Raw genomic sequence first — 26,660 nt, 5'->3', positions numbered from 1 at the left:
AGAGAATAATCATTGTATCTTAGCATATTATACCTTGGTGGCGGCTGTTGGGTTCGTATTTTTCCGATAGGGTGCCGATAAAGCCTCGGCCGAAGCCTTTGAGGATGCTGTACTCTTCGGTAATTTTTACCAGACGCGGGCGCAGGGGCGAAGTGGCGATGGCGAAGATAAGGCAGAAAGCGATGATACTGAAGTACCACATAATCGTGAAGTCTTGGGAAAGGGTATCATTTAAAGCCGGAACGACCAGTGTTATCAGCGGCAACGATAACAGCGCAAATATAATGGCGGGCACGCCCCGAAACAGCCAGCGCATCTGTTTTTGGTGCTGTGGGCAAAAGGCGGGGTGGACAGGGATAGCTTTGCGAATAATCAGGGTAATAATCAGTGCAATTGGCCAGGAAACGAATAAAATCGGGATAAGCAACAGATTCCAAGCGGGATGATACCAATACAGTTTTCGCGGCTGCTGCTGCGGTTCAGCTGCTTCACCGCAGCGGATGCAGCGGTGGGGCAGGTCTGCGCCTTCGGGTAGAAAGACGCGTTTGCCTTCGCGCCAGCAGCTATCTGCGTGTTGCGGCAGATATTCTTGGCTTTGCGGGGCCTGATAGGGATTGAAATCTTGGTTCATTTCGCCCTTGCCTACTAGATATACAGCACTTCGATAACTTCGTATTCTCTGATGCCGCCAGGCGCCTGCACTTCGGCAACGTCACCTTCTTCTTTGCCGATAAGGGCGCGGGAAATGGGCGAGCTGATGGAGATTTTGTTTTCTTTAATATCGGCTTCGTCGTCGCCAACGATTTGGTAGCGCACTTGGGTTTCGTTTTCCAAGTCTTCCAGCACTACGGTGCAGCCGAATACGATTTTGCCTTCGGCGTGGATTTCGGTGGGGTCGATGATGTGGGCTACGGAGAGCTTGTTTTCCAGCTCGGAAATGCGGCCTTCGATGAAGCCTTGTTTTTCTTTGGCGGCTTCGTATTCGGCATTTTCAGACAAATCGCCGTGGGTGCGGGCTTCAGCGATGGCTTCGATAATGGCGGGGCGCTCGACGCTTTTAAGATGCTGCAATTCTTGCTTGAGCATTTCGGCGCCGCGTACGGTTAATGGAATCTTTTGCATGATTTTCTCCACAAGGGCTGCGGGGCAGCCGTTTTTACATAAAAATGCAAGCCGCCTGGTGCCGGCGGCTTGTGAACTCAAATTTTTAGCCAATCAAACGCAGAATCGGAAGCTGCGTTTTGATTGACTGTATGGGTTGCCATTCTATCAGATGGCGGGCGGAACGCCAACTGCTGGAAGGGACGGCTGGCGATGGGTAATTTTGTGCCAATAATTTGATTATTGGCATTTATTGTTGTTCATTGGATATATTGGCGGCGCCTTGATTAGCCAGCTGGTCGGCGCGTTCGTTTTCGGGGTGGCCGGCATGGCCTTTCACCCATTGCCAGGATACTTGGTGGCGGGCGACTTGCTGGTCGAGCTGCTGCCACAGTTCGGCGTTTTTCACGGGTTGTTTGGCGGAAGTTTTCCAGCCGTTTTTCTTCCAGCCGTGTATCCAGCTTTCCATGCCGTTTTTCACGTATTGGGAGTCGGTGTGAATGGTTACTTGGCAGGGGCGGTTGAGGGCTTCGAGGCCGCGGATAACGGCGGTGAGCTCCATGCGGTTGTTGGTGGTATCGGCTTCGCCGCCGTAGAGTTCTTTTTCATGGCGGCCGTAGCGCAGCAGCACGCCCCAGCCGCCGGGGCCGGGATTGCCTTTGCAGGCGCCGTCGGTGTAGAGGTGGACGGTTGTGGTATTGGTCATGGTGTTTGGTTGGGGCTATAGTGGATTAACAAAAATCAGGACAAGGCGGCGAGCCGCAGACAGTACACACGTTACGGCAAGGCGAGCCAACGCTGTACTGGTTTTTGTTAATTCACTATACCTGAAAGTTTCAGGTAGCCTTTGGTGTGTTTGATGTGGCAAAAGAGTAAGGCTACCTGAAAAAAAGGTTTTCAGGTAGCCTGATGTTGTTAAGTGCTTAGATTTTAGAAACCGTTAGATTTCCAAAATCAGGCGAGCCGGGTCTTCGAGGGCTTCTTTGATGGTAACCAAAGTGAGCACGGCTTCACGGCCGTCGATGATGCGGTGGTCGTAGGAGAGAGCCAGATACATCATCGGGCGCACCACTACTTGACCGTTTTCCACCACGGCGCGTTCTTTGGTGGCGTGCATACCCAAGATGGCGGATTGCGGCGGGTTGATGATGGGGGTGGACATCATCGAGCCGAAGGTGCCGCCGTTGGTGATGGAGAAGGTACCGCCGGTGAGGTCTTCGATGGCGATTTTGCCGCTCTTGGCTTTGTTGGCGTAGTCAACGATGGCCAATTCGATGTCGGCGATGCTCATCTGATCCACGTTGCGCAGGATCGGCACCACCAGGCCACGCGGGCTGCCCACGGCGATACCGATGTCGAAGTAGCCGTGGTAAACGATGTCGTTGCCGTCAATCGAAGCGTTCACGGCGGGGAATTTCTTCAGCGCGGCCACGGCGGCTTTCACAAAGAAGGACATGAAGCCCAGTTTCACGCCATATTGTTTCTCGAACTTATCTTTGTATTTGGCGCGCAAATCCATAATCGGCTTCATGTTCACCTCGTTGAACGTGGTGAGGATGGCGTTTTGCGATTGGGATTGCAACAGGCGTTCGGCCACGCGCTGGCGCAGGCGGCTCATCGGTACGCGTTGTTCCACGCGGTCGCCCAGCGGTACGGCCACGGCCGGGGCGGCAGCGGCTTTGGGTGCGGCGGCAGGCATGGCGGCCACGTCTTCTTTCAGCACGCGGCCGTCGCGGCCGGAACCTTGCACGCCGGATACGTCCACGCCTTTTTCGGCAGCCAGTTTGGCGGCGGCAGGCATGGCCACGCCGGCTTGCGCGCCTGCGGCGGCCACATGACCTGCTGGCTCCGCAGCAGGGGCTTGGGCGGCAGCCGGGGCGGCTTCTGCTGCTTTGGCTTCGGTGTCGATTTTAGCCAACAGCTGGCCGGCGGTAACGGTGGCGCCGTCTTGTTCGATGATTTCCACAATCACACCGGCCTGCTGGGCGGGCAGTTCGAGCACAACCTTGTCGGTTTCGAGGTCGATCAGGTTTTCGTCGCGGTTCACATAGTCGCCCACCTTCTTGTGCCAGCTCATCAGGGTGGCTTCGGTAACGCTTTCCGGCAGCGGGGGTACGGTGATTTCGATAATCATGGTTTTATCCTTTGGGTGAAATGAAAAATAGGTAAATCGTGTTCTGAGGAGGCTACCTGAAAACGGTTGGGCATGTTTCAGGTAGCCTTTTAGTGCTTTAGAGCTTCATCGCGTCTTCAAGCAGGCCTTCCAAACCGGCTTTGTGTTTTACGGCATAGCCGACGGCGGGCGAGGCGCTGGCCGGACGGCTGGCGGTGGTGAGGCGCTGGTTGGCGCCGAGCACTTTTTCCAGACGGTGGCGGATTTGGTACCAAGCGCCTTGGTTTTTCGGCTCTTCCTGTGCCCACATGATTTCAGTGGCGTTCGGGAAGCGTTTGAGCTCGGCAGCCACTTCTTCGTAGGGGAAGGGATAGAGCTGCTCGACACGAACGATGGCGATGTCTTTTTCCAAGCCTTTGTCGGCGCGGGCTTTGGCCAAATCGTAGTACACCTGGCCGGCACACAGAATCACGCGTTTCACGTCTTGATCGCGGCCTTGTACGGTGTCGCCGATCACAAGGCGGAATTCGCCGTCGGTGAAGTTAGCCAGCGGGCTGCAGGCGTCTTTGAGGCGCAGCAGGCGTTTGGACATGAAAATCACCAGCGGTTTGCGGTAGGGGCGCAGAATCTGGCGGCGCAGGGCGTGGAACATCTGTGATGCTTCAGACATCATCAGCACTTGGATGTTTTCTTCGGCACACAGTTGCAGCCAGCGTTCTACGCGGGCGGAAGAGTGCTCCGGGCCTTGGCCGTCATAGCCGTGCGGCAGGATAACGGTGAGGCCGCACCAGCGTCCCCATTTGGTTTCGCCGGAGGTAATGAATTGGTCGATGGCGATTTGCGCGCCGTTGGCGAAGTCGCCGAACTGGGCCTCCCAAATCACCAGGTCTTCCGGCGCGGAGGAGGCATAGCCGTATTCGTAGGCCATCACGGCTTCTTCGTTCAGGATGGAATCGATTACGTTGAAGCGGCCTTGTTTTTCGCCGATGTGTTGCAGCGGGATATACACGCCGCCGGTGCGTTCGGTACGGTTTTGGTTGTGCAGTACGGCGTGGCGGTGCGAGAAGGTGCCGCGGCCGGAGTCTTCGCCGGAAATACGGATATCGTGGCCGGCTTCGAGCAGGCTGGCATAGGCGATGGTTTCGGCCATACCCCAGTCAATAGGTTGCTCGCCAACAGCCATGGATTTGCGGTTGTCGATGATTTTGCTCACGGTATTGTGCAGCTTCACATCGGCCGGGATGGTGGTGAAGCGGTCGGCCAGGCGTTTGATTTCGGCAGCAGGCAGAGCAGTTTTCACCGGAGTGCGCCAGCTGATGGGCTGGTATTTGCTCCAATCCACAGCGTGTTCGCGTTTCTGTTCGGGCAGGATTTCCTGGATGCGGTCGCCTTTATCCATCGCGGCGCGGTAGTTGCTGATGAGTTTTTCGGCTTCTTCCTTAGTCACTACGCCTTCTTTAATCAGCTGCTCGGCATACACGGCGCGGGAGCCGGGGTGTGCGGCCACTTGTTTGTACATCAAGGGCTGGGTCAGGGTAGGATCGTCGCCTTCGTTGTGGCCGAGTTTGCGGTAGCACACCAAATCGATCACGATGTCTTTCTGGAAGGTAGTGCGGTAGTCCAGCGCGATTTGGGCGGCGTGGCACACGGCTTCCGGGTCGTCGCCGTTCACGTGCAGAATCGGCGCGCTCACCATCTTGGCGATGTCGGTGCAATACAGAGTAGAGCGGGTGTCGCGCGGGTCGGAAGTGGTGAAGCCCACTTGGTTGTTGATCACGAAGTGGATGGTGCCGCCGGTGCTGTAGCCGCGGGTTTGCGACATATTGAAGGTGGATTGGTTCACGCCCAAGCCGATGAAGGCAGAGTCGCCGTGGGTGAGGATGGGCAGCACTTGTTTACGGCCTTCAGCACCGCGGTGGTCTTGGCGGGCGCGTACGGAGCCTTCAATCACAGGATTAGTGATTTCCAAGTGTGAGGGATTGTAGGCCAAAGACAGGTGCACCGGGCCGTGCGGGGTGGGCACATCGGAGCTGAAGCCCATGTGGTATTTCACGTCGCCGCTGGGGAATTTGGCGTCCACTTTGCCTTCGAACTCGTCGAAAATAGCTTGTGGGGCTTTGCCCATGGTGTTTACCAACACGTTCAAGCGGCCGCGGTGTGCCATGCCGATTACGATTTCCTGCACGCCTTTTTCGGTGGAGGCGCGAATCAGATGGTTCAGCGCAGGCACGGTGCTTTCGCCGCCTTCGAGCGAGAAGCGTTTCTGGCCCACATAACGGGTGTGCAGATAGCGCTCCATGGTTTCGGCGGCGGTGATTTCTTTGAGGATGCGGCGTTTGGTGTCGGCATCAAATTGCGGGCGTGCACCGTTGGCTTCCAAACGTGCCTGCAACCATTCGCGCTCGGCGGTGTCGGGAATGTGCATGTATTCCAGCGCCAAGGGGCCGCAATAGATCTGTTTCAGATGGCGGATGATTTCGGCCAAGGGCAGCTTGGGGCTACCTGAAAGATCGGTGCCGACATGGAAAGGAGTGTTCATGTCGGCATCGGACAGGCCGTAGGTTTTGGGATCGAGCTCGGGCAGTTGTCTGATATGGGTGCGGTCGAGCGGGTTGAGGTCGGCGGCGCGGTTGCCCAAGGAGCGGTAGGCGGAAATCAAGCTCAACACGGCCACTTGCTTCTGCATGGCGGCGAAATCCACGCTGCCTGCGGCTGCGCCGCCGCGCTGCTGTGCCAAGTTGGCAAAGGCTTCCTGAATCGGGCGGTGCGCCACATCTTTCGGGGTGCTGCCGGGCATGGCGGCCACTTGGTCGAAATACTGCCGCCATTGGCTGTCCACGGAATCAGGGGAGCTCAGATAGGCTTCGTACAAATCTTCAATATACGGGACGTTGGTACCGTATAGGTAGGACAAACTACTTTGTTCTTTCATCATGGCAAGATCCTTATTAAGGTGAAGGTTTGAAGAGCAGCACGCTTGCTTATCAGGCCGCTTGCCTAGGCGGGCAGCCTTTATCCTATCTGCAGCGAATGCCGATTCCGAATCGCCACACGGCGGGCGGCTAAAAATGAGTATGGCGATTCGGAATAAGCATTTTCAGGTAGCCTTTTGCCGGCAGCCTGATTGCGCTTGGCGCAGGAAAGTGTTTGTTTGGAAAGGGGGAGAATGGAGAATCTGGAGCGGTGGAATGGCCGGGGAGAGGAATATGATAAAAACTCGAAGCCGGCTACCTGAAAAGGTTGTTCTTTCTGTCGCTAAGATTCTGGAATCAGCCCGGCCTTTCGTTGAGTTTCAGGGGTTTACCAGGTAGCGGCAGAAATGTTGCTGGAAGTTTGCCAAACGCCGGTATAACGGCTGAATAATACGACCCGATATGGGGAACGTCAATAAGAAAAATCCCTTTTGCAGCAGGCTCGGCGGGATGGGTGTGGGCTGGCGGCAGAGAGTGGGTGCTGGAGGGATAGTGAGCTGTTGATGAAACAGGAAAGATGGAAGGAAGAGGCTACCTGAAAACCGGAATGTTAAAGTTGCTTGCGGCGTGTTTGAGTGCCGGCTGTGGGCGGTAAGGCATGGTTTTATTAGTAGGGGATTAGTTAAATCAGGAGAAAGCATGGCCTCGGGCGGTACAGCTAGTACGGCTAGGCTGGCCAAGGCCGTACTGGTTCAAGGTAATCCGCTATACCACGCGTTTGAGCATGATTTTCTTTGATTTTGCCGATGGCGCGGGTGGTGTTGAGGTGTTTGGATCGAATGTTCACGCCGTTCACAATGGTGTGGCAGCGGAACAAGTGGCAGGGGTCGTTGGGGTGGTTCAAACATTCGTTGGTGATCGTATCGCGGGCGTGTGTTGAACTACCGCTTAATAGTAACTGCATATAGTACCTCAATCGTCTTCTGGCAGTTGTAACAGCAATATGTTGGTAAATAAAAAGGTCACCTAAAAACTTATTTCTGGTTTTCAGGTAACCTTTTTCTCTTTTGAGTAGGTGAACCGCTTAATCGTGCACCTTCAGCAGTTCCACTTCAAAAATCAAAGTAGCATTCGGTGGAATCACACCGCCGGCGCCGCCGGCGCCGTAGCCCATTTCCGGCGGGATGGTGAGCTTGCGTTTGCCGCCTTCGCGCATGCCGCCGAAGCCTTCGTCCCAGCCACGGATGACCTGGCCCACGCCCAGGATGATGGTGAGCGGTTGGCCGCGGTCGAGGCTGGAGTCGAATTTGCTGCCGTCGGTGAGGTAGCCGCTGTAGTGTACGGAAATCCGCTTGCCTTTTTCAGCGGCTTTGCCGCTGCCGGTTTCGATGTCTTCAATAATCAGATTGCTCATGATGTTTCCTTAAATGAGGGATGGAAGGGGAGGCTACCTGAAAAATAAGCGCTTCGATTTCATTCTAAACCGCGTTGAGGTTTGCGCTTTCAGGTAGCCTGCTGATGCGGGCAGCATTCTCAAGCATAAAATGCAGTTCGGCAACTGTTTTGCCGCCTTCGGGCATGATATTTCCACGCTGCTGTTTTTTCCGTGCGGCAATTGGACTAGAATACCGACTTTCCGACCACCCGCCCGACAATCCATCATGACCACCATTCCGCTGAAAAAAATCTATTCCGGCAAAGTGCGCGATTTGTATGAAATCGACAGCCGCAGCATGCTCATCGTTGCCTCCGACCGCCTCTCCGCCTTCGATGTGATCTTGAACGAACCCATTCCCGGCAAAGGCGAAATCCTCACTCAGATTTCCAATTTCTGGTTTGGCAAGCTCTCGCACATCATGCCTAACCACTTCACCGGCCAAACCGTATACGACGTATTGCCGCACGACGTGGCCGCCGCGCTGGAAAAACGCACCGTGGTAGCCAAACGGCTCGAACCTTTGAAAATCGAAGCCATCGTGCGCGGTTATTTGGCTGGCAGCGGCTGGAAAGAGTACCGCCAAACCGGCGCCGTATGCGGCATCAGGCTACCTGAAAACCTGCGCGAAGCCGAGCAGCTGCCCGAAATCATCTTCACCCCGTCCACTAAAGCCGCAGTGGGCAATCACGATATCAATATCGGCTTTGACGAGTGCGCCAGCATCATCGGCCGGGAGCGGGCTGAAGAAGTGCGCCGCAAAGCCATCGCCCTTTATAGCGAAGCCGCAGAATACGCCCGCACACGCGGCATCATTATCTGCGACACCAAATTCGAATTCGGCCTGGACGAAAACGGCACACTCACCCTGATGGATGAAGTGCTCACCCCCGATTCCAGCCGCTTCTGGCCTGCCGACCAATACCAAGCAGGCAGCAACCCGCCTTCATTCGACAAACAATTCATCCGCGACTGGCTCGAACAAAGCGGCTGGAACAAACAACCTCCTGCTCCCACCGTGCCCGCCGAGGTTATCGAAAAGACCTTGGCCAAATACCGCGAGGCTTTGGAATTGCTCACTAAGTAATCTGGTTTTCAGATAGCCTAAAACACAATCAAGGCTACCTGAAAAACCTATCCTGCTATTCAAACAGTATTTTCTGTCATGCCTACCCGCAAACAAACCGCTCTGCAAGTTGTCGCCAAACTCAAACAGGGCAAAACCGCCCGCCTGAAAGAATGGCGGGCGGTATCCGCCCGGCAGCAGTTTGCCAACGAATACACCGTAGCCGCTCGCCTCGGCGAACCCGCGTTTACCGAGGAACAGGCCGAGATGGTGGTGGCGTTGTTTGGCAAATAAGCCAGCAATCAAAAGGCTACCTGAAAATTTAGCTTCGCAGAAACTTTGCTGCGTTGCGTTTCAGGTAGCCTTTATTGGTGCATAAAACAGAATTCAGCATGCGTTAAATAGCCGTGTATTGTCTACGGCTTGCTGCTTGGTATCAAAAGTTCATTTAATCCGTTATAATCCGCTACTTTTCGGTTTTTAAAAATTTAAAAAAGGAAATAAGAATGAAAGACACACCACAATACTACGGCACCCTCAGCCGTTTCTTCCATTGGCTGATGACGGCCATGTTTGCCTTTATGCTGTGCACGGCGGTCATGTGGAATATTAACGAAAAATACTACAGCTTGATAAGCTACCACAAATCGGTGGGCTTCCTTCTGCTGGTTTTGGTGGCCTTGCGCCTGGTTTGGGCGCTGGCAAATTGGCGCAACCGCCCGCACGGCAGCTTGGCGGTGAAGCTGGGGCATGCCGCGCTGTATGTGTTGATGGCGGCTGTGCCGATTGTGGCGATGATTCGCCAATACGGCTCTGCGCGCGGCGATTTGGAAGTGTTCGGCATCACGGTGATGCATAAAATCGAGCAGCCTATCGAGTGGATGACGCAACTGGGTAACGCGGCGCATGGCAAACTGGCGTATTTGCTGTTTGTACTGGCTTTCGGGCACATCGCCATGGCGGTGCTGCACCAGCTGCGTGGCGAGAAGATTATCAACCGGATGGCCGGTAAATAAACGGCTAAATTGGCCGGCTTAAGCTGGCGTTGAAAAGCAACAAAAGGCTACCTGAAAATTGCTGTTGAGGATTTTCAGGTAGCCTTTTTGTTTGATGGCTGCAATGGATCAGTTTTGAGATTGGGCTTCTTCTTCGGCTTTAAGTTGGCGGAGGTAGTCTTTGGCGGCGGCTTGTTCGGCTTCGTTGCCGTAGCGGATGTGTTTCAGGGCGCGGCGGTGGGCGGCTTGTTGTTGGGCGGCGGCGATTTGTTGTTGGCGGAAGCTGTCGTGGTTGCTGGGCACGGTGCGCTGGTTTTGCCGGGCTTGGGCACCGGCCATGGCACGGGCGATGAGGTCGGCCGGGTTGAAAGCGGGTGCGGCGGGATTATTTGGTTTGGTAGGGGTTGCTGCCGGCTGGGCAGGCGGGGGAGTTTGGGCAAGGTGGGCTTGGCGTTCGGTAGAGGCACGCTGTTGGCGCTGCTTGTGGTGTTGGAAGCGTTGTTTGGCGTGTGCGGCGGCGGCGCGGCGGGCTTGCTCGGGCCGTGCTTGGGAGCCAGCACGGGGCAATACGGCATCGGCCACGGGCTGCATCTCGATGCAGTCCACAGGGCAGGGCGGCAGGCAGAGGCCGCAGCCGGTGCATTCGTCGGTCAGCACGGTGTGCATGAGTTTGGAGGCACCGAGGATGGCATCGACGGGGCAGGCTTTGATGCAGGCGGTGCAGCCGATGCAAGCGGCTTCATCGATATAGGCCAGGGCTTTTACGGCGGCTTTTTCGGGCTGGGCCAGGGGCAGCGGCGGGGTGTGCAGCAGCTCGGCGAGTTCGTGCAGCACGATGTCGCCGCCGGGCGGGCAGAGGTTGATGGGGGCTTGGCCTTGGGCGATGGCTTGGGCATAGGGGGCGCAGCCGTCGTAGCCGCATTGGCGGCATTGGGTTTGCGGCAGGAGGGCTTCGATTTGGCTGGCGGTGGGCATGGCGGTGTAGCAGTTGGGTTTTATTATGGGTTGATTGCAGGGTAATTTCTGCAAACAGTTGGTTTGTTTTGCTGTGCGTGAATTGGCTGTGGCTGGCTGCTGGGTATCGAACGTTAACCTGCTTTATTTTAACACGCGGTTTCAAGCTCAAAGGCTACCTGAAAATCAGTTGGGCGATTTTCAGGTAGCCTTTTGGCTGGATTTGGGATGAGATTACAGTTCAAAGTCGCCCAGGTCGTCGGCGCTCACTTCGGCGTCGATTTGGCCGATCAGGTAGGAGGAGATTTCCACTTCCTGCGGGGCTACCTGAACGTTGTCGGAAGAAAGCCAAGCATTGATCCAGGGGATGGGGTTTTGCGTGGCGGCGGGGAAGGCGGCGTTCAGACCGACGGCCATCATGCGGTGGTTGGTGATGTATTCCACATATTGGCACAGGATGTCTTTGTTCAGGCCGATCATGCTGCCGTCTTTGAAGAGGTATTCCGCCCACTCTTTTTCTTGCTCGGCGGCTTTTTTGAAGAGCTCGAAGCAGTCGTTTTCCAGCTCGGCAGCGATTTCGGCCATTTCGGGGTCGTCGGTGCCGCTGCGCATCAGATTGAGCATGTGCTGGGTGCTGGTGAGGTGCAGGGCTTCGTCGCGGGCGATCAGTTTGATGATTTTGGCGTTGCCTTCCATCAGCTCGCGCTCGGCAAAGGCGAAGGAACAGGCGAAGGAAACGTAGAAGCGGATGGCTTCGAGCACGTTGACGCACATTAGGCAGAGGTAGAGTTTTTTCTTCAAGTCGCGCAGGCTCACCACGATGGTTTTGCCGTTCACGCGGTGCTCGCCTTCACCCAGCAGGTTGTAATACTGAGTGTATTCGATGAGGTCGTCGTAGTAGCAGGCGATATCTTCGGCGCGGGCGATGATGTATTCGTTTTGCACGATATCGTCGAACACGATGGAGGGATCGTTGACAATGTTGCGGATGATGTGGGTGTAGCTGCGCGAATGGATGGTTTCGCTGAAGCTCCAGGTTTCAATCCAGGTTTCGAGCTCGGGAATAGACACCAAGGGCAGCAGGGCTACGTTGGGGCTGCGGCCTTGGATGGAATCGAGCAGGGTTTGGTATTTCAGATTGCTAATGAAGATGTGTTTTTCGTGGTCGGGCAGGTTGGCGTAGTCGATGCGGTCGCGCGATACGTCAATCTCTTCCGGCCGCCAGAAGAAAGAAAGCTGTTTTTCAATCAGTTTTTCAAATACTTCGTATTTCTGCTGGTCGTAGCGGGCTACGTTTACGGGCTGGCCGAAAAACATCGGCTCTTTGAGCGCGTCGTTTTTGTTTTTGGAAAAGGTGCTGTATGACATGACTAGGTGTTCGCAGGACATAATAATCACTTTTAAAATTTTTTAGCTATTGTATTTAAAGTAAATACAGGAAGGCTTATTTACTTATATAGTTAAGTTGTGTTTCACCAAATTTCAATTCAAAACTATCTGCTTTTTCAATGAGTAATGTAAAAGAAGAATACACAAAAAAAGTAATAACTAGAATACATATTGTCTTACATAATATTAGAAAAGTTGTTTTCGATAAAAACATTTGATGAAACCATTTCTTAAAAAAATCTACCATAAAATCACCAATATAATAGGTAATAATTTGATAGGCTTTCTTTAAAAAAGGCCTAAGCTTTATTGCTTTTAGCTAAGGCCTTCAAAATTGAAAGCCTTCAATATATAAGCAATTAAACTTAACTTACTTTAAATCTTACAAGCACCACCGGCGCAGCCGTCGTCCTGAATATCGCTCTGCGTATCGTCCGCACCGTCGCGGGTGTGGTGGTAGTAGAGGGTTTTCAGGCCGAATTTGTAGGCGGTGAGCAGGTCTTTGAGCATCTGCTTCATGGGTACGCGGCCGCCGTCGAAGCGTTTGGGATCGTAGCTGGTGTTGGCGGAAATGGCTTGATCGACGAATTTCTGCATGATGCCGACCAATTTCAGGTAGCCGTCGTTGCCACCCATTTGCCACAGGGTTTCGTATTGGTTTTTAAAGCGCTCGAATTCGGGCACGACTTGTTTGAGGATGCCGTCTTTGGAGGCTTTTACGCTGACCAGGCCGCGCGGGGGTTCGATGCCGTTGGTGGCATTGGCGATTTGCGAGCTGGTTTCGCTGGGCATGAGCGCGGTGAGGGTGGAGTTGCGCAGGCCGTGCTGGACGATTTCGGCGCGCAGCTCTTCCCAGTCGTAGTGCAGGGGCTCGCTGCAGATGCTGTCGAGGTCTTTTTTGTAGGTGTCGATGGGCAGTACGCCTTTGGCGTACATGGTTTGGCCGAACAAGGGGCAGGCACCGTATTCTTTGGCCAGCTGCACGGAAGCTTTGAGCAGGTAGTACTGCATGGCTTCGAAGGTGCGGTGGGTAAGGGCGAGGGCGGAATCGTTGCTGTAGCGCACGCCATGCTTGGCCAGGTAATAGGCGTAGTTGATCACGCCGATGCCTAGGGTGCGGCGGTTCATGGTGGCTTTGCGGGCGGCGGGGATAGGGTAGTCTTGGTAGTCGAGCAGGGCATCGAGCGCGCGTACGGCGAGGTCGGAAAGGTTTTCCAGCTCGTCTAAGTTTTCCAAGGCGCCTAGGTTGAAGGCAGACAGGGTACAGAGAGCGATTTCGCCGTTTTCGTCGTTAATGTCATTTAGCGGCTTGGTAGGCAGGGCGATTTCCAGGCACAGGTTGGACTGGCGCACGGGAGCCACGGCGGGATCAAACGGGCTGTGGGTATTGCTGTGGTCTACGTTGTGGATGTAGATGCGGCCGGTACCGGCGCGTTCCTGCATCAGGGTGGAGAACAGCTCGGTGGCGGGTACCACACGTTTGCGGATGGCAGGGTCTTGCTCGTATTGCACATACAGGCGCTCGAATTCGTCTTGATCGGCGAAGAAGGCATCGTACAAGCCGGGTACTTCGTTGGGCGAGAACAGGGTGATGTTGCCGCCTTTAATCAGGCGGGTATAGAGCAGGCGGTTGATTTGTACGCCGTAGTCGAGCTGGCGCACACGGTTATCTTCCACGCCGCGGTTGTTTTTCAATACCAACAGGCTTTCCACTTCGATGTGCCACAGCGGATAGAACAGGGTGGCCGCACCGCCGCGCACGCCGCCTTGCGAGCAGGATTTAACCGCGGCTTGGAACATTTTGAAAAACGGAATGCAGCCGGTGTGCTGGGCTTCGCCGCCACGGATTTCGCTGCCCAGGCCGCGGATGCGGCCGGCGTTGATGCCGATGCCGGCACGTTGGGAAACGTATTTCACAATCGCGCTGGTGGTGGCGTTGATGGAGTCTAAGCTGTCGTCGCACTCGATCAGCACGCAGCTGGAGAATTGGCGCGTGGGGGTGCGCACACCGCTCATGATGGGGGTGGGCAGCGAAATTTTGAACAGGGAAACCGCGTCGTAGAAGCGTTTGACGTAATCCAAGCGGGTGGCTTTGGGATATTTGGCAAACAGGCACATGGCCACCAAGATATACAGGAACTGCGGGGTTTCATAAATCTGGCGGGTGACGCGGTTTTGCACCAGATATTTGCCTTCTAGCTGCTTCACGGCGGCATAGGAGAAGGTCATATCGCGGGCATGGTCGATATAGTCGTTGATCTCGTCAAACTCTTCGCGGCTGTAGTCTTCGAGGATGTGGCGGTCGTATTTGCCTTCGGCGGTCAGCTTGCTGACGTGGTCGAACAGGTGCGGCGGCTCAAACTCGCCATAGGCGATTTTGCGCAGGTGGAAAATGGCGAGGCGGGCAGCCAGGTATTGGTAGTCTGGGGTGTCTTCAGAAATCAGGTCGGCAGCGGCCTTGATGATGGTTTCGTGGATATCGTCGGTACGTATGCCGTTGTAAAACTGGATATGGGATTTGAGCTCGACTTGCGACACGGATACGTTGTCGAGGCCTTGTGCTGCCCAGGTAACGACGCGGTGGATTTTATCGAGGTCGATCGGCTCCAAACGGCCGTCGCGCTTGGTAACTTTGAGATTAACGGTATCGTTCATTTTCCCATCCTGATTTTGAGTAAGCAACACAAGATAATGTGTTTGGCGAGTGAAACTCGTACAATATAATGTATTTTGATGGTAAAAAAAAGATGGCAAAATGTAAGGCTTTGTGGCCGGATGGTGTATGGATTTCTAAACCAATCACTTACACCAAGCAAAAATAATTTTATTGAAGTTGGTAGAGTGATTGCTTGAGTGATGGGTGCAACAGAGTGGGGAGGCTACCTGAAATTTTGTCTCGTGATAAGCACGGTGCCAATTTCAGGTAGCCTTTATTATTGGCCTACCTTGAGCAATCAAGCAAACCACGCTGTTTCCATCAATAAGAAACAGCGTGGTTTGCTGGCGGCACTTACTACAGATTAGTTTACACCACGCCTTGAGCCAGCATGGCATCGGCCACTTTCTTGAAGCCGGCGATGTTGGCGCCGTTCACGTAGTTAGTGTAGCCGTTTTCTGTTCCGTTAGACACACAGTTTTCGTGGATGTTGCTCATGATCTCAAACAGGCGTTTGTCCACTTCCTCGCTGCTCCAAGAGAGTCGGATGGCGTTCTGGCTCATTTCTAGGCCGGAAGTGGCTACACCGCCGGCGTTGCTGGCTTTGCCCGGAGAGTAGAGGATTTTCGCGTCTACAAAGGCTTTAACCGCATCCAGGGTGGAGGGCATATTGGCACCTTCTGCTACGCAGATGCAGCCGTTTTTCAGCAGGGCTTGGGCTTCTTCGCCGTTGAGCTCGTTCTGGGTGGCGCAGGGCAGGGCCACGTCGCAGGGCACGTGCCACGGGCGTTTGCCTTCGTGGTATTCCAAACCTTGCTCTTTGGCGTACACGGAAAGGCGTTCGCGGCGTACGTTTTTCAGTTCGGCCAATGCTTGCCATTGGGCTTCGGTCATGCCGCCGTCGGCAAATTTGACGAAGCCGCCGGAATCGGACACGGTGAGCACTTTTGCGCCCAGCTGCAGGGCTTTTTGGGCGGCGAATTGCGCCACGTTGCCGGAGCCGGAGATTACCACGCGTTTGCCTTTGATGCTGTCTTTGCGGGTTTTGAGCATGCTTTCGGTGAAATACACGGTGCCGTAGCCGGTAGCTTCGGGGCGGATCAGGCTGCCGCCGTAGCTCAAACCTTTGCCGGTGAGCACGGAGGTGAATTCGTTGCGCACGCGTTTGTATTGGCCGTAGAGATAGCCGATTTCGCGTGCGCCCACGCCGATGTCGCCGGCGGGTATATCTAGATCGGCGCCGATGTGGCGGGCAAGCTCAGTCATGAAGGCTTGGCAAAAGCGCATCACTTCACCCTCACTCTTGCCCTTGGGGTCGAAATCAGAGCCGCCTTTACCACCGCCCATGGGCAGGGTGGTTAGGCCGTTTTTAAACACTTGTTCGAAGGCCAGGAATTTGAGTACACCAAGGTTTACGGTGGGGTGGAAGCGCAGGCCACCTTTATAGGGGCCAATGGCGGAGTTCATTTGCACACGGTAGCCGCGGTTTACCTGCACTTGGCCTTTATCGTCTACCCAGGAAACGCGGAACATAATCACGCGCTCTGGCTCCACGATACGGGCGAGCAGGTTGTGTTTGGTGTATTGAGGGTTTTTAGAGAGGAAAGGAGCAAGGCTGCCGAAAACTTCTTCTACGGCTTGGTGGAAGGTGGCCTGTTCGGGATCACGCTGTTTGATTTGTTGAAACAGGGTATTCAAATCGCTCATAAAGTACTCCTATTATTTGATTAAAAACGAGATATAGATTTGGTTTGGCGAAATGGCCTTTTAGTGGTTGCCGCAATACAGATAGTAGAAAATAATTCTGAAAAACCACCATCGCGTATAGAATTCTACTCTATTTGCCCTGTTTTCGATAGGATGATTTAAATGAATGAATTGTCTTGGTTTTTTGAAAAATTTGAAAAGCGCTGTGGCCTGGCTGATGGTGGTAAAAAATGAAAATGTACCTGCTTGATTTGATTTTAAATGTATCTAAATCAACAGATTGAATGTGTGAAACAGGAGGTCTTATCCACCGAAACCGGCAGAAAGTAATAAATGGACAAGCTTTATGGTTTCTGGCCAATTATTCAAATCAATTTTCTAAGTTTGGATGCTTGAGATTTCGGTCATCTGAACTTAAGAGAAAGACAGCAGACGGTTCACATTTTGCTCGGTGGCTGCAGCTACCTCTTGGGTGCTGATGCCGCGTAAGGCTGCTACGGTTTCTGCCACCTGCCACACATTGGCGGGCGTGTTTTCTCCTGCACTAGCTATTTGCATAAACGGGCTATCGGTTTCCAGCACCAAGTGTTCCAGCGGTAGCGCTGCGGCAGCGGTACACACTTTGCGGGCATTCGGGTTGAGCACCAGTGTGCCGATGCCGAGAAGCAGGCCGCAATGGATAAAGGCACGGGCTTCTTCGAGGCTACCTGAAAACGCATGGGCAATGCCGCCGCTGCGGAAACCGCTGTGCTTAAGCGCAGCAACCACATCGGCAGCCGCGCGTACATGGTGTAGCAGCACGGGGCGGCTAAATTGCTGTGCTAAGTCGAGCTGGGCGAGCAGGGTGGCAGTTTGCGCGGCACGGGTGTGCTTGCGATCACCGTAATAATCCAGCCCGATTTCGCCCACCAGCAGCCCCGGCTGTGCTTGCAGGCATTCGGCGATGCGGCTGATTAAGCCGGGCTGGAAGCTTTCGGCAAACCACGGGTGCAGGCCAAGCGCGCCATAATATGTTGGCGGGGCATGCAGCTGGCAGACGGCATCGAAATCCGCTTCGGTTACCGCTGGCACAATAAAACGCCGCACCCCTGCGGCTTGGGCAGCAGCGGTGATTTCAGGTAGCCGGCCGGCAAGCGCGGAGTCGGCGAGGTGGCAGTGGGTGTCGGTGAGCATGGTGGGAAACAGAAAACAGGTACGGCAGTATAGCGCAGTTTGTGGAATGAAGAGGTTACCTGAAAATCGGTTTAGGTTTTCAGGTAGCCTCAAGCACATAGATTAAGCAGGCATCATCAACTATGCCATGCTGCAAATGGCTGGCTGGATGCTGGCTGCGTAGCAAGCTGCATGAGCCCGTTTTCAATCTGTTGGGGATGAATTTTCAGGTAGCCTTCACGCTTGCGAGGGCTACCTGAAAACTTGCCATGCAGGAGAAGCAAATCCGCCAAACTTGAGCAGGTTGGCGGATTGGGTATGGCTTATTGTTTCACGGTGAGGTTTTTCAGCAGGGCATCCAGCTCGGGGAGGGAGGCAGTGCTGCTGGTGGCGCAGACGGTGTAGAGGTTTTTGGCATACACGGTCACGCAGCTTTCGTTGAGCGCGTTATCGTCTTGGCCGTGGCTGAAGCGGTAGCCCATGCGCTGGTCGGCAGGCGTATCCACGACGGTGTCATTCAGGCTTTGGTCGGCTTTCAGGCTTTCGCTCAGTTTGGCGAAGTAGGCTTCGGCCGGCTGTTTGGGGGCGCCGAAGTTGCTGATGGTGACGGCGATGTCTTGGTCGGCATCGTATTGCAGCAGGCTGATTTTATTGCTGTCAGCGCCGTCGACATATTGGGCGGCTTCGGCTGATTTGTCTTCAAAATGGCCGTTTACGGTGAGGCTGATAACGCCGTCTTCAGTAGCCAGGGTTTGGCTGGGATTTTGTGCGGCGGCAGATGCGGCAGCAGTTGCTGAAGCAGCAGCTACTTCGCTGGCGCTGGGGGCAACCACGGAGGTTTCAGCCTGTTGGTTGCAGCCGGCTAACAAGAGGCTACCTGAAAGGGCAAGCAGAAGCAGGGATGTGCAGGAGTGATTCATGGGTTTTCCTTGGAGTCAGTAAACGTAAACGGGGCGCAGTATAGCAAAACGGGCTGTATGGCGCAGCGGGTTTGCAGGATTTTGCGCAGCATTGCGGGGATGAGGCTAGGAATGGTCGGTGCGTTCCAGCCCGGCCACGGTGCGGGTAAATTCGGCCACGTCTTTAAAGCTTTTATACACGGAGGCAAAGCGCACATAGGCCACTTGGTCGAGCTTGGCAAGCCGTTCCATCACTAATTCGCCAATCAGGCGGGAGGGCACTTCTTTGCTGCCGGTTTTATACAGGCACTCTTCGATTTCGTGCACGGTGTGTTCGATGGCTTCGGCAGAAATAGGGCGTTTGTGCAGGGCGCGTTGCAGGCTGGTTTGCAGTTTGAGCGGATCGAACATAACGCGCTCGCCGTTGTTCTTGATAATCTGCGGCATCCGCAGCTCTACGGTTTCGTAGGTGCTGAAGCGGCGATCGCAGGCAGCGCAGCGGCGGCGGCGGCGAATGCTGTTTTGCTCTTCCAGCAGGCGGGAGTCGATTACTTGGGTGTTGTTATGGTGACAGAAGGGGCATTTCATAAGTGGGGTGGTTTAATATTTTATATAACAGTAGTTTGCTGTTGGTATTGTACTCTAACCGAAGGCCATAGCCAAAGTACTAATTTTTTCCTGCAGTGTTGGTTTGTTTCGTATGCAGCCATAATTGCTTTGGCTATCCCGTCCCAAAACTGCAGCGGCAAGCACTATAGCCAGAATAAAATTCAGCCTGAAAACTGCGGTGTTTTCAGGCTGTGTGTTTGGCTGTTTACGCTTCTTTCTGCTTGGTTTGCTTTTGACGCAGGCGCAGGTGCAGTTCGCGCAGTTGGAGCTCGTCCACATGGTTGGGGGCGTCCACCAGCAGGTCTTGCGCGCGTTGTGTTTTCGGGAAGGCAATCACATCGCGGATGGATTCGGCTTGAGCCATCAAGGCCACCAAACGGTCGAGGCCGAATGCCAAACCGCCGTGCGGCGGCGCACCGAATTTCAGGTTGTCCAGCAGGAAGCCGAATTTGTTTTGCTGCTCTTCAGGCGTGATTTTCAGTGCGGCAAACACTTTTTCCTGAATGTCGGCGCGGTGGATACGGATCGAACCACCACCGATTTCCCAGCCGTTGAGCACCATATCGTAGGCGCGGGCCAAGCAGTTTTCAGGATCAGATTCCATCAGGTCTTCATGGCCGGGTTTGGGCGAGGTGAACGGATGGTGCATAGCGGCCCAGCGGTCGTTTTCCTCGTCGTATTCGAACATGGGAAAATCCACCACCCACAGCGGTCTCCATTCGTCTACGAAGTAGCCGTTGTCTGCGCCGTGTTCTTTGCCGATTTTAATCCGCAATGCGCCGATGGCTTCGTTCACCACTTTGGCTTTGTCCGCGCCGAAGAAGATGATGTCGCCGTTTTGCGCGCCGGTGCGTTGGATGATTTCCTGCAGGCTGCTTTCAGACAAGAATTTGACGATGGGCGACTGCAAACCGCTGTTTTCGCCGTTGCTCAAATTGCTTACATCGTTCACTTTGATGTAGGCCAAGCCTTTCGCGCCGTAGATGCCGACAAATTGGGTGTATTCGTCGATTTCCTTGCGGCTGAGTTTCGCGCCGTTGGGCACGCGCAGGGCAACTACGCGGCCGCCTTTCATATCGGCTGCGCCACGGAACACTTTGAACTCTTCCGTTTTCATCAAATCGGTCAGCTCGGTGAATTTCAGGCTGATGCGCATATCGGGTTTGTCGGAGCCGTAGTAGAACATGGCTTCGGAATAGGGCATGCGGGGGAATTTGCCCAAATCTACGCCCAGCACGTCTTTGAACACCTGTTTGGCCATGCCTTCGGTGATGTCCATGATTTCATCCTCGTTCAGGAACGAGGTTTCCAAGTCGATTTGGGTGAATTCAGGCTGCCTGTCGGCACGCAAATCTTCGTCGCGGAAGCATTTGGTGATTTGGTAGTAGCGGTCGAAACCGGCCACCATCAGCAGTTGTTTGAACAACTGCGGCGATTGCGGCAGCGCGAAGAATTCGCCCGGATGCACACGGCTCGGAACGAGGTAATCGCGTGCGCCTTCGGGGGTAGAGCGGGTCAGCATCGGCGTTTCGATGTCGATGAAACCTTGTGCATCCAAATAGCGGCGCACGCCCATGGCTACCTGATAGCGCAGGCGCAGGTTACGCTGCATTACGGGGCGGCGCAGGTCGATGACGCGGTTTTGCAGGCGTACGGTTTCGCTGATGTTTTCGTCGTCAATCATGAACGGCGGCGTGGCGGCGGGGTTCAAGATTTCGATTTCTTTGGCCAAAATCTCGATTTTGCCGGACACCATTTTGTCGTTGGTGGTGCCTTCGGGGCGGTTGCGCACGCGGCCGGTGATGCTCAAAACGTATTCGTTGCGGGCGGAATCGGCCAGCTTGAACGCTTCGGGCGTGTCGGGATCGATGACGACTTGGACGATGCCTTCGCGGTCGCGCAGATCGATAAAAATCACGCCGCCGTGGTCGCGCCGGCGGTGCACCCAGCCTTTGACGGTTACGGTTTGGTCTAAGTATTGCTCGCTGATTAAGCCGCAGTAGTTGGTACGCATAAATTTATTCCTTTTATAACATTGGGTTGTAGGGTTATTGATGATATATAGGGTTATGATATTTAGCTAAATTTTTAATATATGCAGTGAAATCTAAGTAGTTATTTCCTCTTAATAATTCTGCTATTTTGGTATTTTTAGTATTTTTAGGTAACAATAAAAGTAAGAACTTATCCGTAATTGGTTGTGGCATATATCTAATGAAGTATTCAATTCTCAGTTTTTTTAGAAATTTATGCAGATTACTAAGTTCAATATTTGGCCAAGATAGAATAAATATATCAAATTTATTTTCAAGTAAATTAATTATATTTTGATTAAATTTATAATAGTATAGTTTACCTGATAAAGTTATCTTCTTGTTTAGGCGTCTGGCAAGATAACGTGCTGCTGCGAAGTGATGGGAACCCCCGGAATTTATTAAGAATAGCTTCTTATTCCATTGGTAAATTGTAAAATAATCGGTAGGGTCTTCATGAAAAATATTAGATTCTCTATGGGATAAGTTTTTTTCTAATGTTTCCAAGCTGATTGGATAAATTAGTTCTCTTGAATTCTTTTCAACCATTTCATCTAGATTGGAAAATTCTGATAATTTGGATTTTGAGGCGGCTAATCCTTGTACAACTTGAATTTCACATTGCCAATTATCTATTATCTTTTTTTCTACAAGAAGGCTAAATTCTTTTAATGATAATTTGCATAATTGATATTTTTTATCCTTAAATGAAAAACCAGTAGCTTTCCCATAATTAGAAATGAATTTAAAACTGTGATCACTCCAGTCGTGCCAGCGTATTACACTACTTAAATCAATATTATTAGGTATGTAATTATTCAGATTTGTTTCAAAAGGAGGGTTTTCTTTATTGAAACGAAAAAATTCTTTTTTAAGATATAAGTCAAATAATTTATATTGAACTATGTGTAGCATAATATTATTTATACTTATTAATTATAATCGATTCTTATGTTTCAAAAGATCTATGTCATTTGTAGCTATCGCCTCAGGTAATACCTTAGATAATATTTTATCTGGGGCAACCATGCCCAACGAAATCACATATTTCAACGCTTCGTCCACGCTCATGGCCAAGGGGCGGACGTCTTGTTTGCGCACGAAGATGTAGTAGCCGCCGGTGGGATTGGGTGTGGTGGGCACGTATACGGAGAGGTATTCTTCGTTTTCAGGTAGCCCTTGTTGCAATGCTTCGGAAAGGCTGCCGGATACGAAGGCAATCGTCCAAATATCGGGCTGCGGGAAGGGCACGAGCACGGGGGTTTTGAACGAGCGGCTGTTGTCGGAGAGCAGGCTCTCGGACACTTTTTTCACGCTGGAATAGATGGATTTCACCACAGGGATCCGACCCAGGAGTGAATCCCAGCCTTCAATCACTTTGCGCCCGAGCACGTTGGCGCCGAGCACACCGGTTACAAACAACACAACGATGGCTAGGATGAAGCCGAGGCCGGGGATGTTGAAGCCGAGGTAGCTCTCCGGCTGCCATTGGGTGGGCAGCAGGTTGAAGAGGTGGTCGGTGGTGGAAACGATGTAGGTGACCACCCACAGGGTGATGGTGATGGGCAGCCAGACCAGGAGGCCGGTAATCAGGTAGCGCTTGATGGCTTTGCCGATGCCGCTGCTTTCTGACGATGTTTGCTCGCTCATGTCTATCCCGTAGGAATGACTTAGTAAAAGTGGCGCATTATACGCGTTTGCGGTGGAATAAACGAGGGCTTTGCGGGAAGGGGATTGAATTTATTGACGGGATAGGGGCTGGTTTGATGCCACGGCATGATTGTGTTTTACAGTGAAAACAGAAAGGCTACCTGAAAGCCATTTCCGCGAAGCCAACGCCGGGTTTGCAAGAAACCTTAGATTCGACAACGGTCTATGCGTGTTGAATCGGAATCGGAAAATGGGCGTTGTCGAAAGAGGTGTTGGCTTCGCGGAAATGGCTTTCAGGTAGCCTATTGTTTAGTCGAGATCTGGTTTAACGCTGCCGAGCCTTGAAGCGGGGATTGCTTTTGCAGATCACGTACACTTTGCCCCGACGGCGCACCACTTGGCAGTCGCGATGGCGGGTTTTGGCGGTTTTGAGGGAGGAGAGGACTTGCATTTCAGTTATCCTTTTTCAGGGCAGACATCATGCTGCCGTAACGTTGGTTGAATGCGCTGGCGCGACCTTGTTTGCTGTGCTCGCGTTGCTGGCCGGTATAAACGGGGTGGGAGGCGGCAGAGGTATCGAGCATAAATACGGGGTATTCTTTGCCGTCTTTCCATTGCATGGTGTTGTTGGTGGGGGCACAGGAGCGGATGAGCCAGCCTTCGTTGGCACTGCTGTCAAAGAACAGAACAGTGCGGTAGTTTTCGGGGTGGATATTTGGTTTCATAAACAGCCTTTCAAATGTTATATCATAACATTTAATCATAAGCCGGATGGTTTGGCAAGACAAGAATTGTTCTTGATTAGGCTATTTTGAGCAGTGGCGGATAAGAAACAGGCTACCTGAAAGTTTAGCTTCGCAGAAACTTCGCTGCGCTGCGTTTTCAGGTAGCCTGTTTGCCGATAGTTGGCGCTTATAGTTCGGTAGTAACCACAGCCTTGGTTTGATCGGCCTTGTCTTGGTGGGTGAATGGTCCCATGCGGACGAGGAAGCCGCCGTTGCGCTGCGGCACCATGAATACCTGTTGGCTGGTATTGTTGGCGTGGCGCAGGCGGGTGGTGGTTTGTACTACGTAGTCATGGGCGGCTTTGCGCTGGTTGAAGTGGCGCAAGTCCACATAAATATTGCCGGCTGGTTTGGCAGCGGGCTGCTGGGTTTCGGCCTCGGCGCGTGCCTGGCTGGGCAGGATTTGTTCGATGCGCACGTTGGCGGTGCCGGCATTGATGAAGCCGAGCTGGCGGGCGGCAGATTGGGATACGTCGATTACGCGGCTGCTGTGGAAGGGGCCACGGTCGTTAATGCGCACCACCACGCTTTTGCCGTTGGAAAGATTGGTTACGCGGGCATAGCTGGGGATGGGCAGGGTTTTGTGGGCGGCGGTCATGAGGTTCATGTCGTAGCGCTCGCCGGAAGCAGTAAGGCGGCCGTGGAATTGGCGGCCATACCAGGATGCGCGACCGGTTTGAGTGAATTGGCGCACATTGGTCATCGGGGTATAGCGCACACCGCGTACTTGGTAGCTGCGGTTGGCGGATTGGTGAAGCCGTTCGGGTTTGGCGACGGCGTTTAAATGAATGCTGCCGCGGCTGTGGTAATGCTGCCGGGCGGCGGGCTTGGCCGTTGCGGCTTTGGGTTCGGCAGCGGCGGTGTTAATTAGGGCGGTACACAGACCGATAGCGGCAGTGATGCCGATAAAGAAGGCATTTTTCAATTTAGCCAAAATAGACTCCGTTTCTTGAGTGGATGGGGTTGTTGGCGGTTAGATACCGCCTCGGTAGCCATTTTGCCGCCATGCTTCATACAGCATTACGGCCACCGTGTTGGAAAGGTTCATGCTGCGGCTGCCGGGTAGCATGGGCAGGCGCAATTTTTGGTTTTCAGGTAGCCTTTCGAGGATTGCTGCCGGCAAACCGCGGGTTTCTGGGCCAAACAAGAAAACATCGTCCGGCCGGAATTCAGCTTGGTCGGGGCGGGTGCGGCCTTTGGTGGTGAGCGCGAATATACGGCGCCCTTCCAAGGCGGCAAGGCAATCTTCAAAGGTTTCGTGCAGGCTGATACGGGCAAATTCGTGATAATCGAGCCCGGCACGCTTCATTTTGGCTGAATCCAACGGGAAACCCAGCGGCTTCACCAAATGCAAATCAGCGCCGCTGTTAGCGCACAGACGGATGATGTTGCCGGTGTTGGGCGGGATTTCGGGTTGGTATAAAACAATGCTGAACATGAAGCGATATGCAGCGAAATTCAAACAAATAAGGCTGATTTGCAACAAACCAGCCGTTAGGACGATGCGCGGCATGATGCCGCAGCAGGGTAACTACGTCAATTATCTTTTCATTCGGCGCGGGCGAACACCCAACCATAAACCGCTGCAGCCCCCGCCCGCTGTAAAGTTCGGGCAAGTTCGCCAATTGTTGCACCGCTGGTAACAACATCGTCGATTAACAGCACATGACGGTTCTTTACATCCGCTGCTGAGGCTACCTGAAAAATGCCGCACACGTTTTTGGCACGCTCATTTCGGGGCAGGGTGCTTTGTGCCGGTCGGTGGGAGCGGGTTACTGCAAATGGCGGTAATAACGGCAGATTCAGGTGCTTGGCTATGGCCTCGGCCAGAAGCAGGCTTTGGTTGAAACCGCGCTTGTGCAGCCGCCGCACACTCAATGGCACAGCCACCACTAAATCCGGCGGAGTCGGCCACACGGGCGGCTCGGCCAGCATCAGCTCGGCTAAGGCGGCATATAAATCGTTGCGGCCGAGGAATTTGTAGGCGTACAGCAGATTGCTCAGCGGCGGCCGGTAGGCGAAGGCGGCATGGAGCAGGGTTTGCGGCGGCGGTTTGCGTTGGCAGTGGCCGCATGGTAGGCCGGAAGCAGAAATGCCGGCACACAATGGGCAGCGGCGGCGCGCATCCGGCCGCAGACAGTGCAAATCCGCCGTGCAGCCGCCGCACAATGCCTGGCTGCCGGATAATTCATGGCATAATACGCAGCGTTTGCCCTGGCTGGAGGCTGCCTTAAAACGAGCGAAGCGAGGTTCTGCGGAGCTAAAACGCTGCCACTGCCCAACTAACCAAGTTGAAAGTGCCATATGTCTGATTCCGTAAATGTTATGCTGTTGCACGGTTGGGCGGCCAACCACCATATTTTCGACCTGCTGGCTGTCGGCCTGCCCGAATGCCGCGTTGCCGCGCCCGATTTGCCCGGCCACGGTACGGCTGGATTTGACGGCACGTTCGATGTGGCCGTGGTGGCCGACTCGCTGGCGGCACAGTTAAACGAGCCTACACACCTGCTCGGCTGGTCGCTCGGCGGGCTGGTGGCGCTGCATATGGCTGCGCGTCATCCCGAAAAAGTGCGCAGCCTGTGCCTCACCGCCAGTTTCGCTCGCCTCACCGCCACGCCGGATTATCCCGAGGGTTTGGCCAAACCTGCTCTGGGCAAGATGATACCGCTGTTTGTCCAAGATTTTGCCAAATATATGCGCCAGTTTTTGCAGCTGCAATTTTTGCACATCCCCGAACGCACCCACCTTGCTGATGAAGTGTTGCCGGAGATCATCCGCCACGGCGTGCCGCCCGGCCTGCAAGCCGCGCTGGATGCCGTGCTGCGCACCGATGCCCGCGCGTTGCTACCGCAGGTGCAGTGCCCTGTGTTGCTCGTGTTCGGCGGCAAAGACGGCATCACCCCGCCACGTATGGGCGAATACCTGTACCGCCACCTACCAAACGGCCGCCTGCTGCTGATTGATAAGGCCGCGCACATCCCGTTTTTGAGCCATGCTGATGGATTTTCTGCCGCCTACCGCGCGTTCATCGGGCTGCCTGAAAAAGCATAGCTGGCTGAAAAATAATAAACTATTTTAATTTCGTTAAAGCGTACGTTTTCAGGCAGCCTCAAATCAGGCTGCCTGAACCCCATCATACACCACAGGCTACCTGAAAAAGTAAAGTATCTATTTTCAGGTAGCCTTTATATTGCGTATGCAAAA

The 26,660-nt window shown here is 53.7% G+C and carries 25 protein-coding genes and 1 pseudogene; 4 read left to right on the top strand and 22 right to left on the bottom strand.

What is annotated here, in order from left to right; all coding sequences use genetic code 11:
* Window positions 1-19 precede the first annotated feature (19 nt).
* The 7 genes and pseudogenes from EZJ17_RS05285 to EZJ17_RS05255 form a co-directional block, all read right to left on the bottom strand.
* Window positions 20-631: a hypothetical protein gene (locus EZJ17_RS05285; protein ID WP_067438768.1), complete on the bottom strand. Its 612-nt coding sequence runs from the start codon at window positions 629-631 to the stop codon at window positions 20-22.
* Between the two features lie 14 nt (window positions 632-645).
* A complete protein-coding gene (gene greA / locus EZJ17_RS05280) occupies window positions 646-1,122 on the bottom strand; it encodes a transcription elongation factor GreA (protein WP_067438771.1) in 477 nt (158 codons plus the stop codon).
* Between the two features lie 229 nt (window positions 1,123-1,351).
* The gene (rnhA, locus tag EZJ17_RS05275) at window positions 1,352-1,807 is read right to left on the bottom strand and encodes a ribonuclease HI (RefSeq protein ID WP_049258353.1); all 456 of its coding nucleotides are present in this window, start codon (window positions 1,805-1,807) and stop codon (window positions 1,352-1,354) included.
* Window positions 1,808-2,041: 234 nt separating this feature from the next.
* Complete coding sequence (gene odhB, locus EZJ17_RS05270; protein WP_067438775.1) at window positions 2,042-3,235, bottom strand: 2-oxoglutarate dehydrogenase complex dihydrolipoyllysine-residue succinyltransferase; 1,194 nt, start codon at window positions 3,233-3,235, stop codon at window positions 2,042-2,044.
* Window positions 3,236-3,332: 97 nt separating this feature from the next.
* A complete protein-coding gene (locus EZJ17_RS05265) occupies window positions 3,333-6,149 on the bottom strand; it encodes a 2-oxoglutarate dehydrogenase E1 component (RefSeq protein ID WP_067438777.1) in 2,817 nt (938 codons plus the stop codon).
* Between the two features lie 742 nt (window positions 6,150-6,891).
* A pseudogene (gene sdhB / locus EZJ17_RS05260) lies at window positions 6,892-7,057 on the bottom strand (succinate dehydrogenase iron-sulfur subunit); the annotation flags it as partial.
* A 153-nt stretch (window positions 7,058-7,210) separates the two neighbouring features.
* On the bottom strand, window positions 7,211-7,540 hold the full coding sequence (locus EZJ17_RS05255; RefSeq protein WP_067438782.1) for an FKBP-type peptidyl-prolyl cis-trans isomerase: 330 nt from the start codon (window positions 7,538-7,540) through the stop codon (window positions 7,211-7,213).
* A 247-nt stretch (window positions 7,541-7,787) separates the two neighbouring features.
* On the opposite strand from EZJ17_RS05255, the gene EZJ17_RS05250 reads away from it, so the two are divergent.
* The 3 genes from EZJ17_RS05250 to EZJ17_RS05240 all read left to right on the top strand — a co-directional run bounded on the left by EZJ17_RS05250 (window position 7,788) and on the right by EZJ17_RS05240 (window position 9,643).
* Window positions 7,788-8,648 (top strand): phosphoribosylaminoimidazolesuccinocarboxamide synthase, encoded by an 861-nt coding sequence (locus EZJ17_RS05250; RefSeq protein WP_067438785.1) that lies wholly within the window; start codon window positions 7,788-7,790, stop codon window positions 8,646-8,648.
* A 78-nt stretch (window positions 8,649-8,726) separates the two neighbouring features.
* A complete protein-coding gene (locus tag EZJ17_RS05245; protein WP_067438788.1) occupies window positions 8,727-8,921 on the top strand; it encodes a cyanate hydratase in 195 nt (64 codons plus the stop codon).
* A 212-nt stretch (window positions 8,922-9,133) separates the two neighbouring features.
* Window positions 9,134-9,643, top strand: a complete 510-nt coding sequence (locus EZJ17_RS05240; protein WP_082886414.1) for a cytochrome b — start codon at window positions 9,134-9,136, stop codon at window positions 9,641-9,643.
* A gap of 108 nt (window positions 9,644-9,751) precedes the next feature.
* On the opposite strand, the gene EZJ17_RS05235 is transcribed toward EZJ17_RS05240, so the two are convergent.
* The 15 genes from EZJ17_RS05235 to EZJ17_RS05165 all read right to left on the bottom strand — a co-directional run bounded on the left by EZJ17_RS05235 (window position 9,752) and on the right by EZJ17_RS05165 (window position 25,760).
* Window positions 9,752-10,597 carry an RnfABCDGE type electron transport complex subunit B gene (locus EZJ17_RS05235; protein ID WP_067438791.1) on the bottom strand — a complete coding sequence of 282 codons (846 nt, stop codon included), beginning with the start codon at window positions 10,595-10,597 and terminating at the stop codon, window positions 9,752-9,754.
* A 213-nt stretch (window positions 10,598-10,810) separates the two neighbouring features.
* Window positions 10,811-11,944: a class Ia ribonucleoside-diphosphate reductase subunit beta gene (gene nrdB, locus EZJ17_RS05230; RefSeq protein ID WP_067438794.1), complete on the bottom strand. Its 1,134-nt coding sequence runs from the start codon at window positions 11,942-11,944 to the stop codon at window positions 10,811-10,813.
* Between the two features lie 396 nt (window positions 11,945-12,340).
* Entirely contained in the window at window positions 12,341-14,620 is a 2,280-nt protein-coding gene (nrdA, locus tag EZJ17_RS05225; RefSeq protein ID WP_067438797.1) for a class 1a ribonucleoside-diphosphate reductase subunit alpha, read from the bottom strand.
* A gap of 370 nt (window positions 14,621-14,990) precedes the next feature.
* Window positions 14,991-16,328, bottom strand: coding sequence for an NADP-specific glutamate dehydrogenase (gene gdhA / locus EZJ17_RS05220; protein ID WP_067444847.1), 1,338 nt, complete (start codon window positions 16,326-16,328; stop codon window positions 14,991-14,993).
* A gap of 414 nt (window positions 16,329-16,742) precedes the next feature.
* Complete coding sequence (locus EZJ17_RS05215) at window positions 16,743-17,501, bottom strand: TatD family hydrolase (RefSeq protein WP_067438803.1); 759 nt, start codon at window positions 17,499-17,501, stop codon at window positions 16,743-16,745.
* 302 nt (window positions 17,502-17,803) lie between these two features.
* Window positions 17,804-18,400, bottom strand: coding sequence for a hypothetical protein (locus EZJ17_RS05210; protein WP_067438806.1), 597 nt, complete (start codon window positions 18,398-18,400; stop codon window positions 17,804-17,806).
* A gap of 105 nt (window positions 18,401-18,505) precedes the next feature.
* A complete protein-coding gene (gene nrdR / locus EZJ17_RS05205) occupies window positions 18,506-18,967 on the bottom strand; it encodes a transcriptional regulator NrdR (RefSeq protein ID WP_035580086.1) in 462 nt (153 codons plus the stop codon).
* Window positions 18,968-19,193: 226 nt separating this feature from the next.
* Complete coding sequence (gene aspS, locus EZJ17_RS05200; protein ID WP_067444846.1) at window positions 19,194-21,002, bottom strand: aspartate--tRNA ligase; 1,809 nt, start codon at window positions 21,000-21,002, stop codon at window positions 19,194-19,196.
* A gap of 34 nt (window positions 21,003-21,036) precedes the next feature.
* The gene (locus EZJ17_RS05195) at window positions 21,037-21,936 is read right to left on the bottom strand and encodes a DUF6685 family protein (protein WP_067438811.1); all 900 of its coding nucleotides are present in this window, start codon (window positions 21,934-21,936) and stop codon (window positions 21,037-21,039) included.
* Window positions 21,937-21,957: 21 nt separating this feature from the next.
* Entirely contained in the window at window positions 21,958-22,671 is a 714-nt protein-coding gene (locus tag EZJ17_RS05190; RefSeq protein ID WP_067438814.1) for a DUF502 domain-containing protein, read from the bottom strand.
* A gap of 325 nt (window positions 22,672-22,996) precedes the next feature.
* A complete protein-coding gene (ykgO, locus tag EZJ17_RS05185; RefSeq protein WP_003822751.1) occupies window positions 22,997-23,122 on the bottom strand; it encodes a type B 50S ribosomal protein L36 in 126 nt (41 codons plus the stop codon).
* Window position 23,123: 1 nt separating this feature from the next.
* Window positions 23,124-23,396, bottom strand: coding sequence for a type B 50S ribosomal protein L31 (locus tag EZJ17_RS05180; protein ID WP_023886569.1), 273 nt, complete (start codon window positions 23,394-23,396; stop codon window positions 23,124-23,126).
* Window positions 23,397-23,583: 187 nt separating this feature from the next.
* Window positions 23,584-24,390 carry a septal ring lytic transglycosylase RlpA family protein gene (locus tag EZJ17_RS05175; protein WP_082886416.1) on the bottom strand — a complete coding sequence of 269 codons (807 nt, stop codon included), beginning with the start codon at window positions 24,388-24,390 and terminating at the stop codon, window positions 23,584-23,586.
* 39 nt (window positions 24,391-24,429) lie between these two features.
* Window positions 24,430-24,894, bottom strand: coding sequence for a tRNA (uridine(34)/cytosine(34)/5-carboxymethylaminomethyluridine(34)-2'-O)-methyltransferase TrmL (gene trmL, locus EZJ17_RS05170; RefSeq protein WP_067439677.1), 465 nt, complete (start codon window positions 24,892-24,894; stop codon window positions 24,430-24,432).
* 110 nt (window positions 24,895-25,004) lie between these two features.
* Entirely contained in the window at window positions 25,005-25,760 is a 756-nt protein-coding gene (locus tag EZJ17_RS05165; RefSeq protein WP_167508172.1) for a ComFC family protein, read from the bottom strand.
* On the opposite strand from EZJ17_RS05165, the gene bioH reads away from it, so the two are divergent.
* Entirely contained in the window at window positions 25,761-26,507 is a 747-nt protein-coding gene (gene bioH, locus EZJ17_RS05160; protein WP_151086255.1) for a pimeloyl-ACP methyl ester esterase BioH, read from the top strand. It begins immediately after the preceding gene.
* Window positions 26,508-26,660 lie beyond the last annotated feature (153 nt).

Source organism: Eikenella exigua, from assembly GCF_008805035.1.
Classification (GTDB): Bacteria; Pseudomonadota; Gammaproteobacteria; order Burkholderiales; family Neisseriaceae; genus Eikenella; species Eikenella exigua.
This window is presented reverse-complemented; position numbering and strand designations above follow the sequence as displayed.

Excerpts from the sequence above, each read along its gene's own strand:
- EZJ17_RS05245 (WP_067438788.1), top strand. The coding sequence starts at position 8,727 with ATGCCTACCCGCAAACAAACCGCTCTGCAAGTTGTCGCCAAACTCAAA.
- trmL (WP_067439677.1), bottom strand. The coding sequence starts at position 24,894 with ATGTTCAGCATTGTTTTATACCAACCCGAAATCCCGCCCAACACCGGC.
- greA (WP_067438771.1), bottom strand. The coding sequence starts at position 1,122 with ATGCAAAAGATTCCATTAACCGTACGCGGCGCCGAAATGCTCAAGCAA.
- odhB (WP_067438775.1), bottom strand. The coding sequence starts at position 3,235 with ATGATTATCGAAATCACCGTACCCCCGCTGCCGGAAAGCGTTACCGAA.
- EZJ17_RS05240 (WP_082886414.1), top strand. The coding sequence starts at position 9,134 with ATGAAAGACACACCACAATACTACGGCACCCTCAGCCGTTTCTTCCAT.
- EZJ17_RS05265 (WP_067438777.1), bottom strand. The coding sequence starts at position 6,149 with ATGATGAAAGAACAAAGTAGTTTGTCCTACCTATACGGTACCAACGTC.
- aspS (WP_067444846.1), bottom strand. The coding sequence starts at position 21,002 with ATGCGTACCAACTACTGCGGCTTAATCAGCGAGCAATACTTAGACCAA.
- EZJ17_RS05190 (WP_067438814.1), bottom strand. The coding sequence starts at position 22,671 with ATGAGCGAGCAAACATCGTCAGAAAGCAGCGGCATCGGCAAAGCCATC.
- EZJ17_RS05210 (WP_067438806.1), bottom strand. The coding sequence starts at position 18,400 with ATGAATCACTCCTGCACATCCCTGCTTCTGCTTGCCCTTTCAGGTAGC.
- EZJ17_RS05285 (WP_067438768.1), bottom strand. The coding sequence starts at position 631 with ATGAACCAAGATTTCAATCCCTATCAGGCCCCGCAAAGCCAAGAATAT.
- EZJ17_RS05195 (WP_067438811.1), bottom strand. The coding sequence starts at position 21,936 with ATGCTACACATAGTTCAATATAAATTATTTGACTTATATCTTAAAAAA.
- EZJ17_RS05165 (WP_167508172.1), bottom strand. The coding sequence starts at position 25,760 with ATGGCACTTTCAACTTGGTTAGTTGGGCAGTGGCAGCGTTTTAGCTCC.
- EZJ17_RS05250 (WP_067438785.1), top strand. The coding sequence starts at position 7,788 with ATGACCACCATTCCGCTGAAAAAAATCTATTCCGGCAAAGTGCGCGAT.
- gdhA (WP_067444847.1), bottom strand. The coding sequence starts at position 16,328 with ATGAGCGATTTGAATACCCTGTTTCAACAAATCAAACAGCGTGATCCC.
- EZJ17_RS05215 (WP_067438803.1), bottom strand. The coding sequence starts at position 17,501 with ATGCTCACCGACACCCACTGCCACCTCGCCGACTCCGCGCTTGCCGGC.
- EZJ17_RS05235 (WP_067438791.1), bottom strand. The coding sequence starts at position 10,597 with ATGCCCACCGCCAGCCAAATCGAAGCCCTCCTGCCGCAAACCCAATGC.
- bioH (WP_151086255.1), top strand. The coding sequence starts at position 25,761 with ATGTCTGATTCCGTAAATGTTATGCTGTTGCACGGTTGGGCGGCCAAC.
- nrdB (WP_067438794.1), bottom strand. The coding sequence starts at position 11,944 with ATGTCATACAGCACCTTTTCCAAAAACAAAAACGACGCGCTCAAAGAG.
- rnhA (WP_049258353.1), bottom strand. The coding sequence starts at position 1,807 with ATGACCAATACCACAACCGTCCACCTCTACACCGACGGCGCCTGCAAA.
- nrdA (WP_067438797.1), bottom strand. The coding sequence starts at position 14,620 with ATGAACGATACCGTTAATCTCAAAGTTACCAAGCGCGACGGCCGTTTG.
- nrdR (WP_035580086.1), bottom strand. The coding sequence starts at position 18,967 with ATGAAATGCCCCTTCTGTCACCATAACAACACCCAAGTAATCGACTCC.
- EZJ17_RS05255 (WP_067438782.1), bottom strand. The coding sequence starts at position 7,540 with ATGAGCAATCTGATTATTGAAGACATCGAAACCGGCAGCGGCAAAGCC.
- EZJ17_RS05180 (WP_023886569.1), bottom strand. The coding sequence starts at position 23,396 with ATGAAACCAAATATCCACCCCGAAAACTACCGCACTGTTCTGTTCTTT.
- ykgO (WP_003822751.1), bottom strand. The coding sequence starts at position 23,122 with ATGCAAGTCCTCTCCTCCCTCAAAACCGCCAAAACCCGCCATCGCGAC.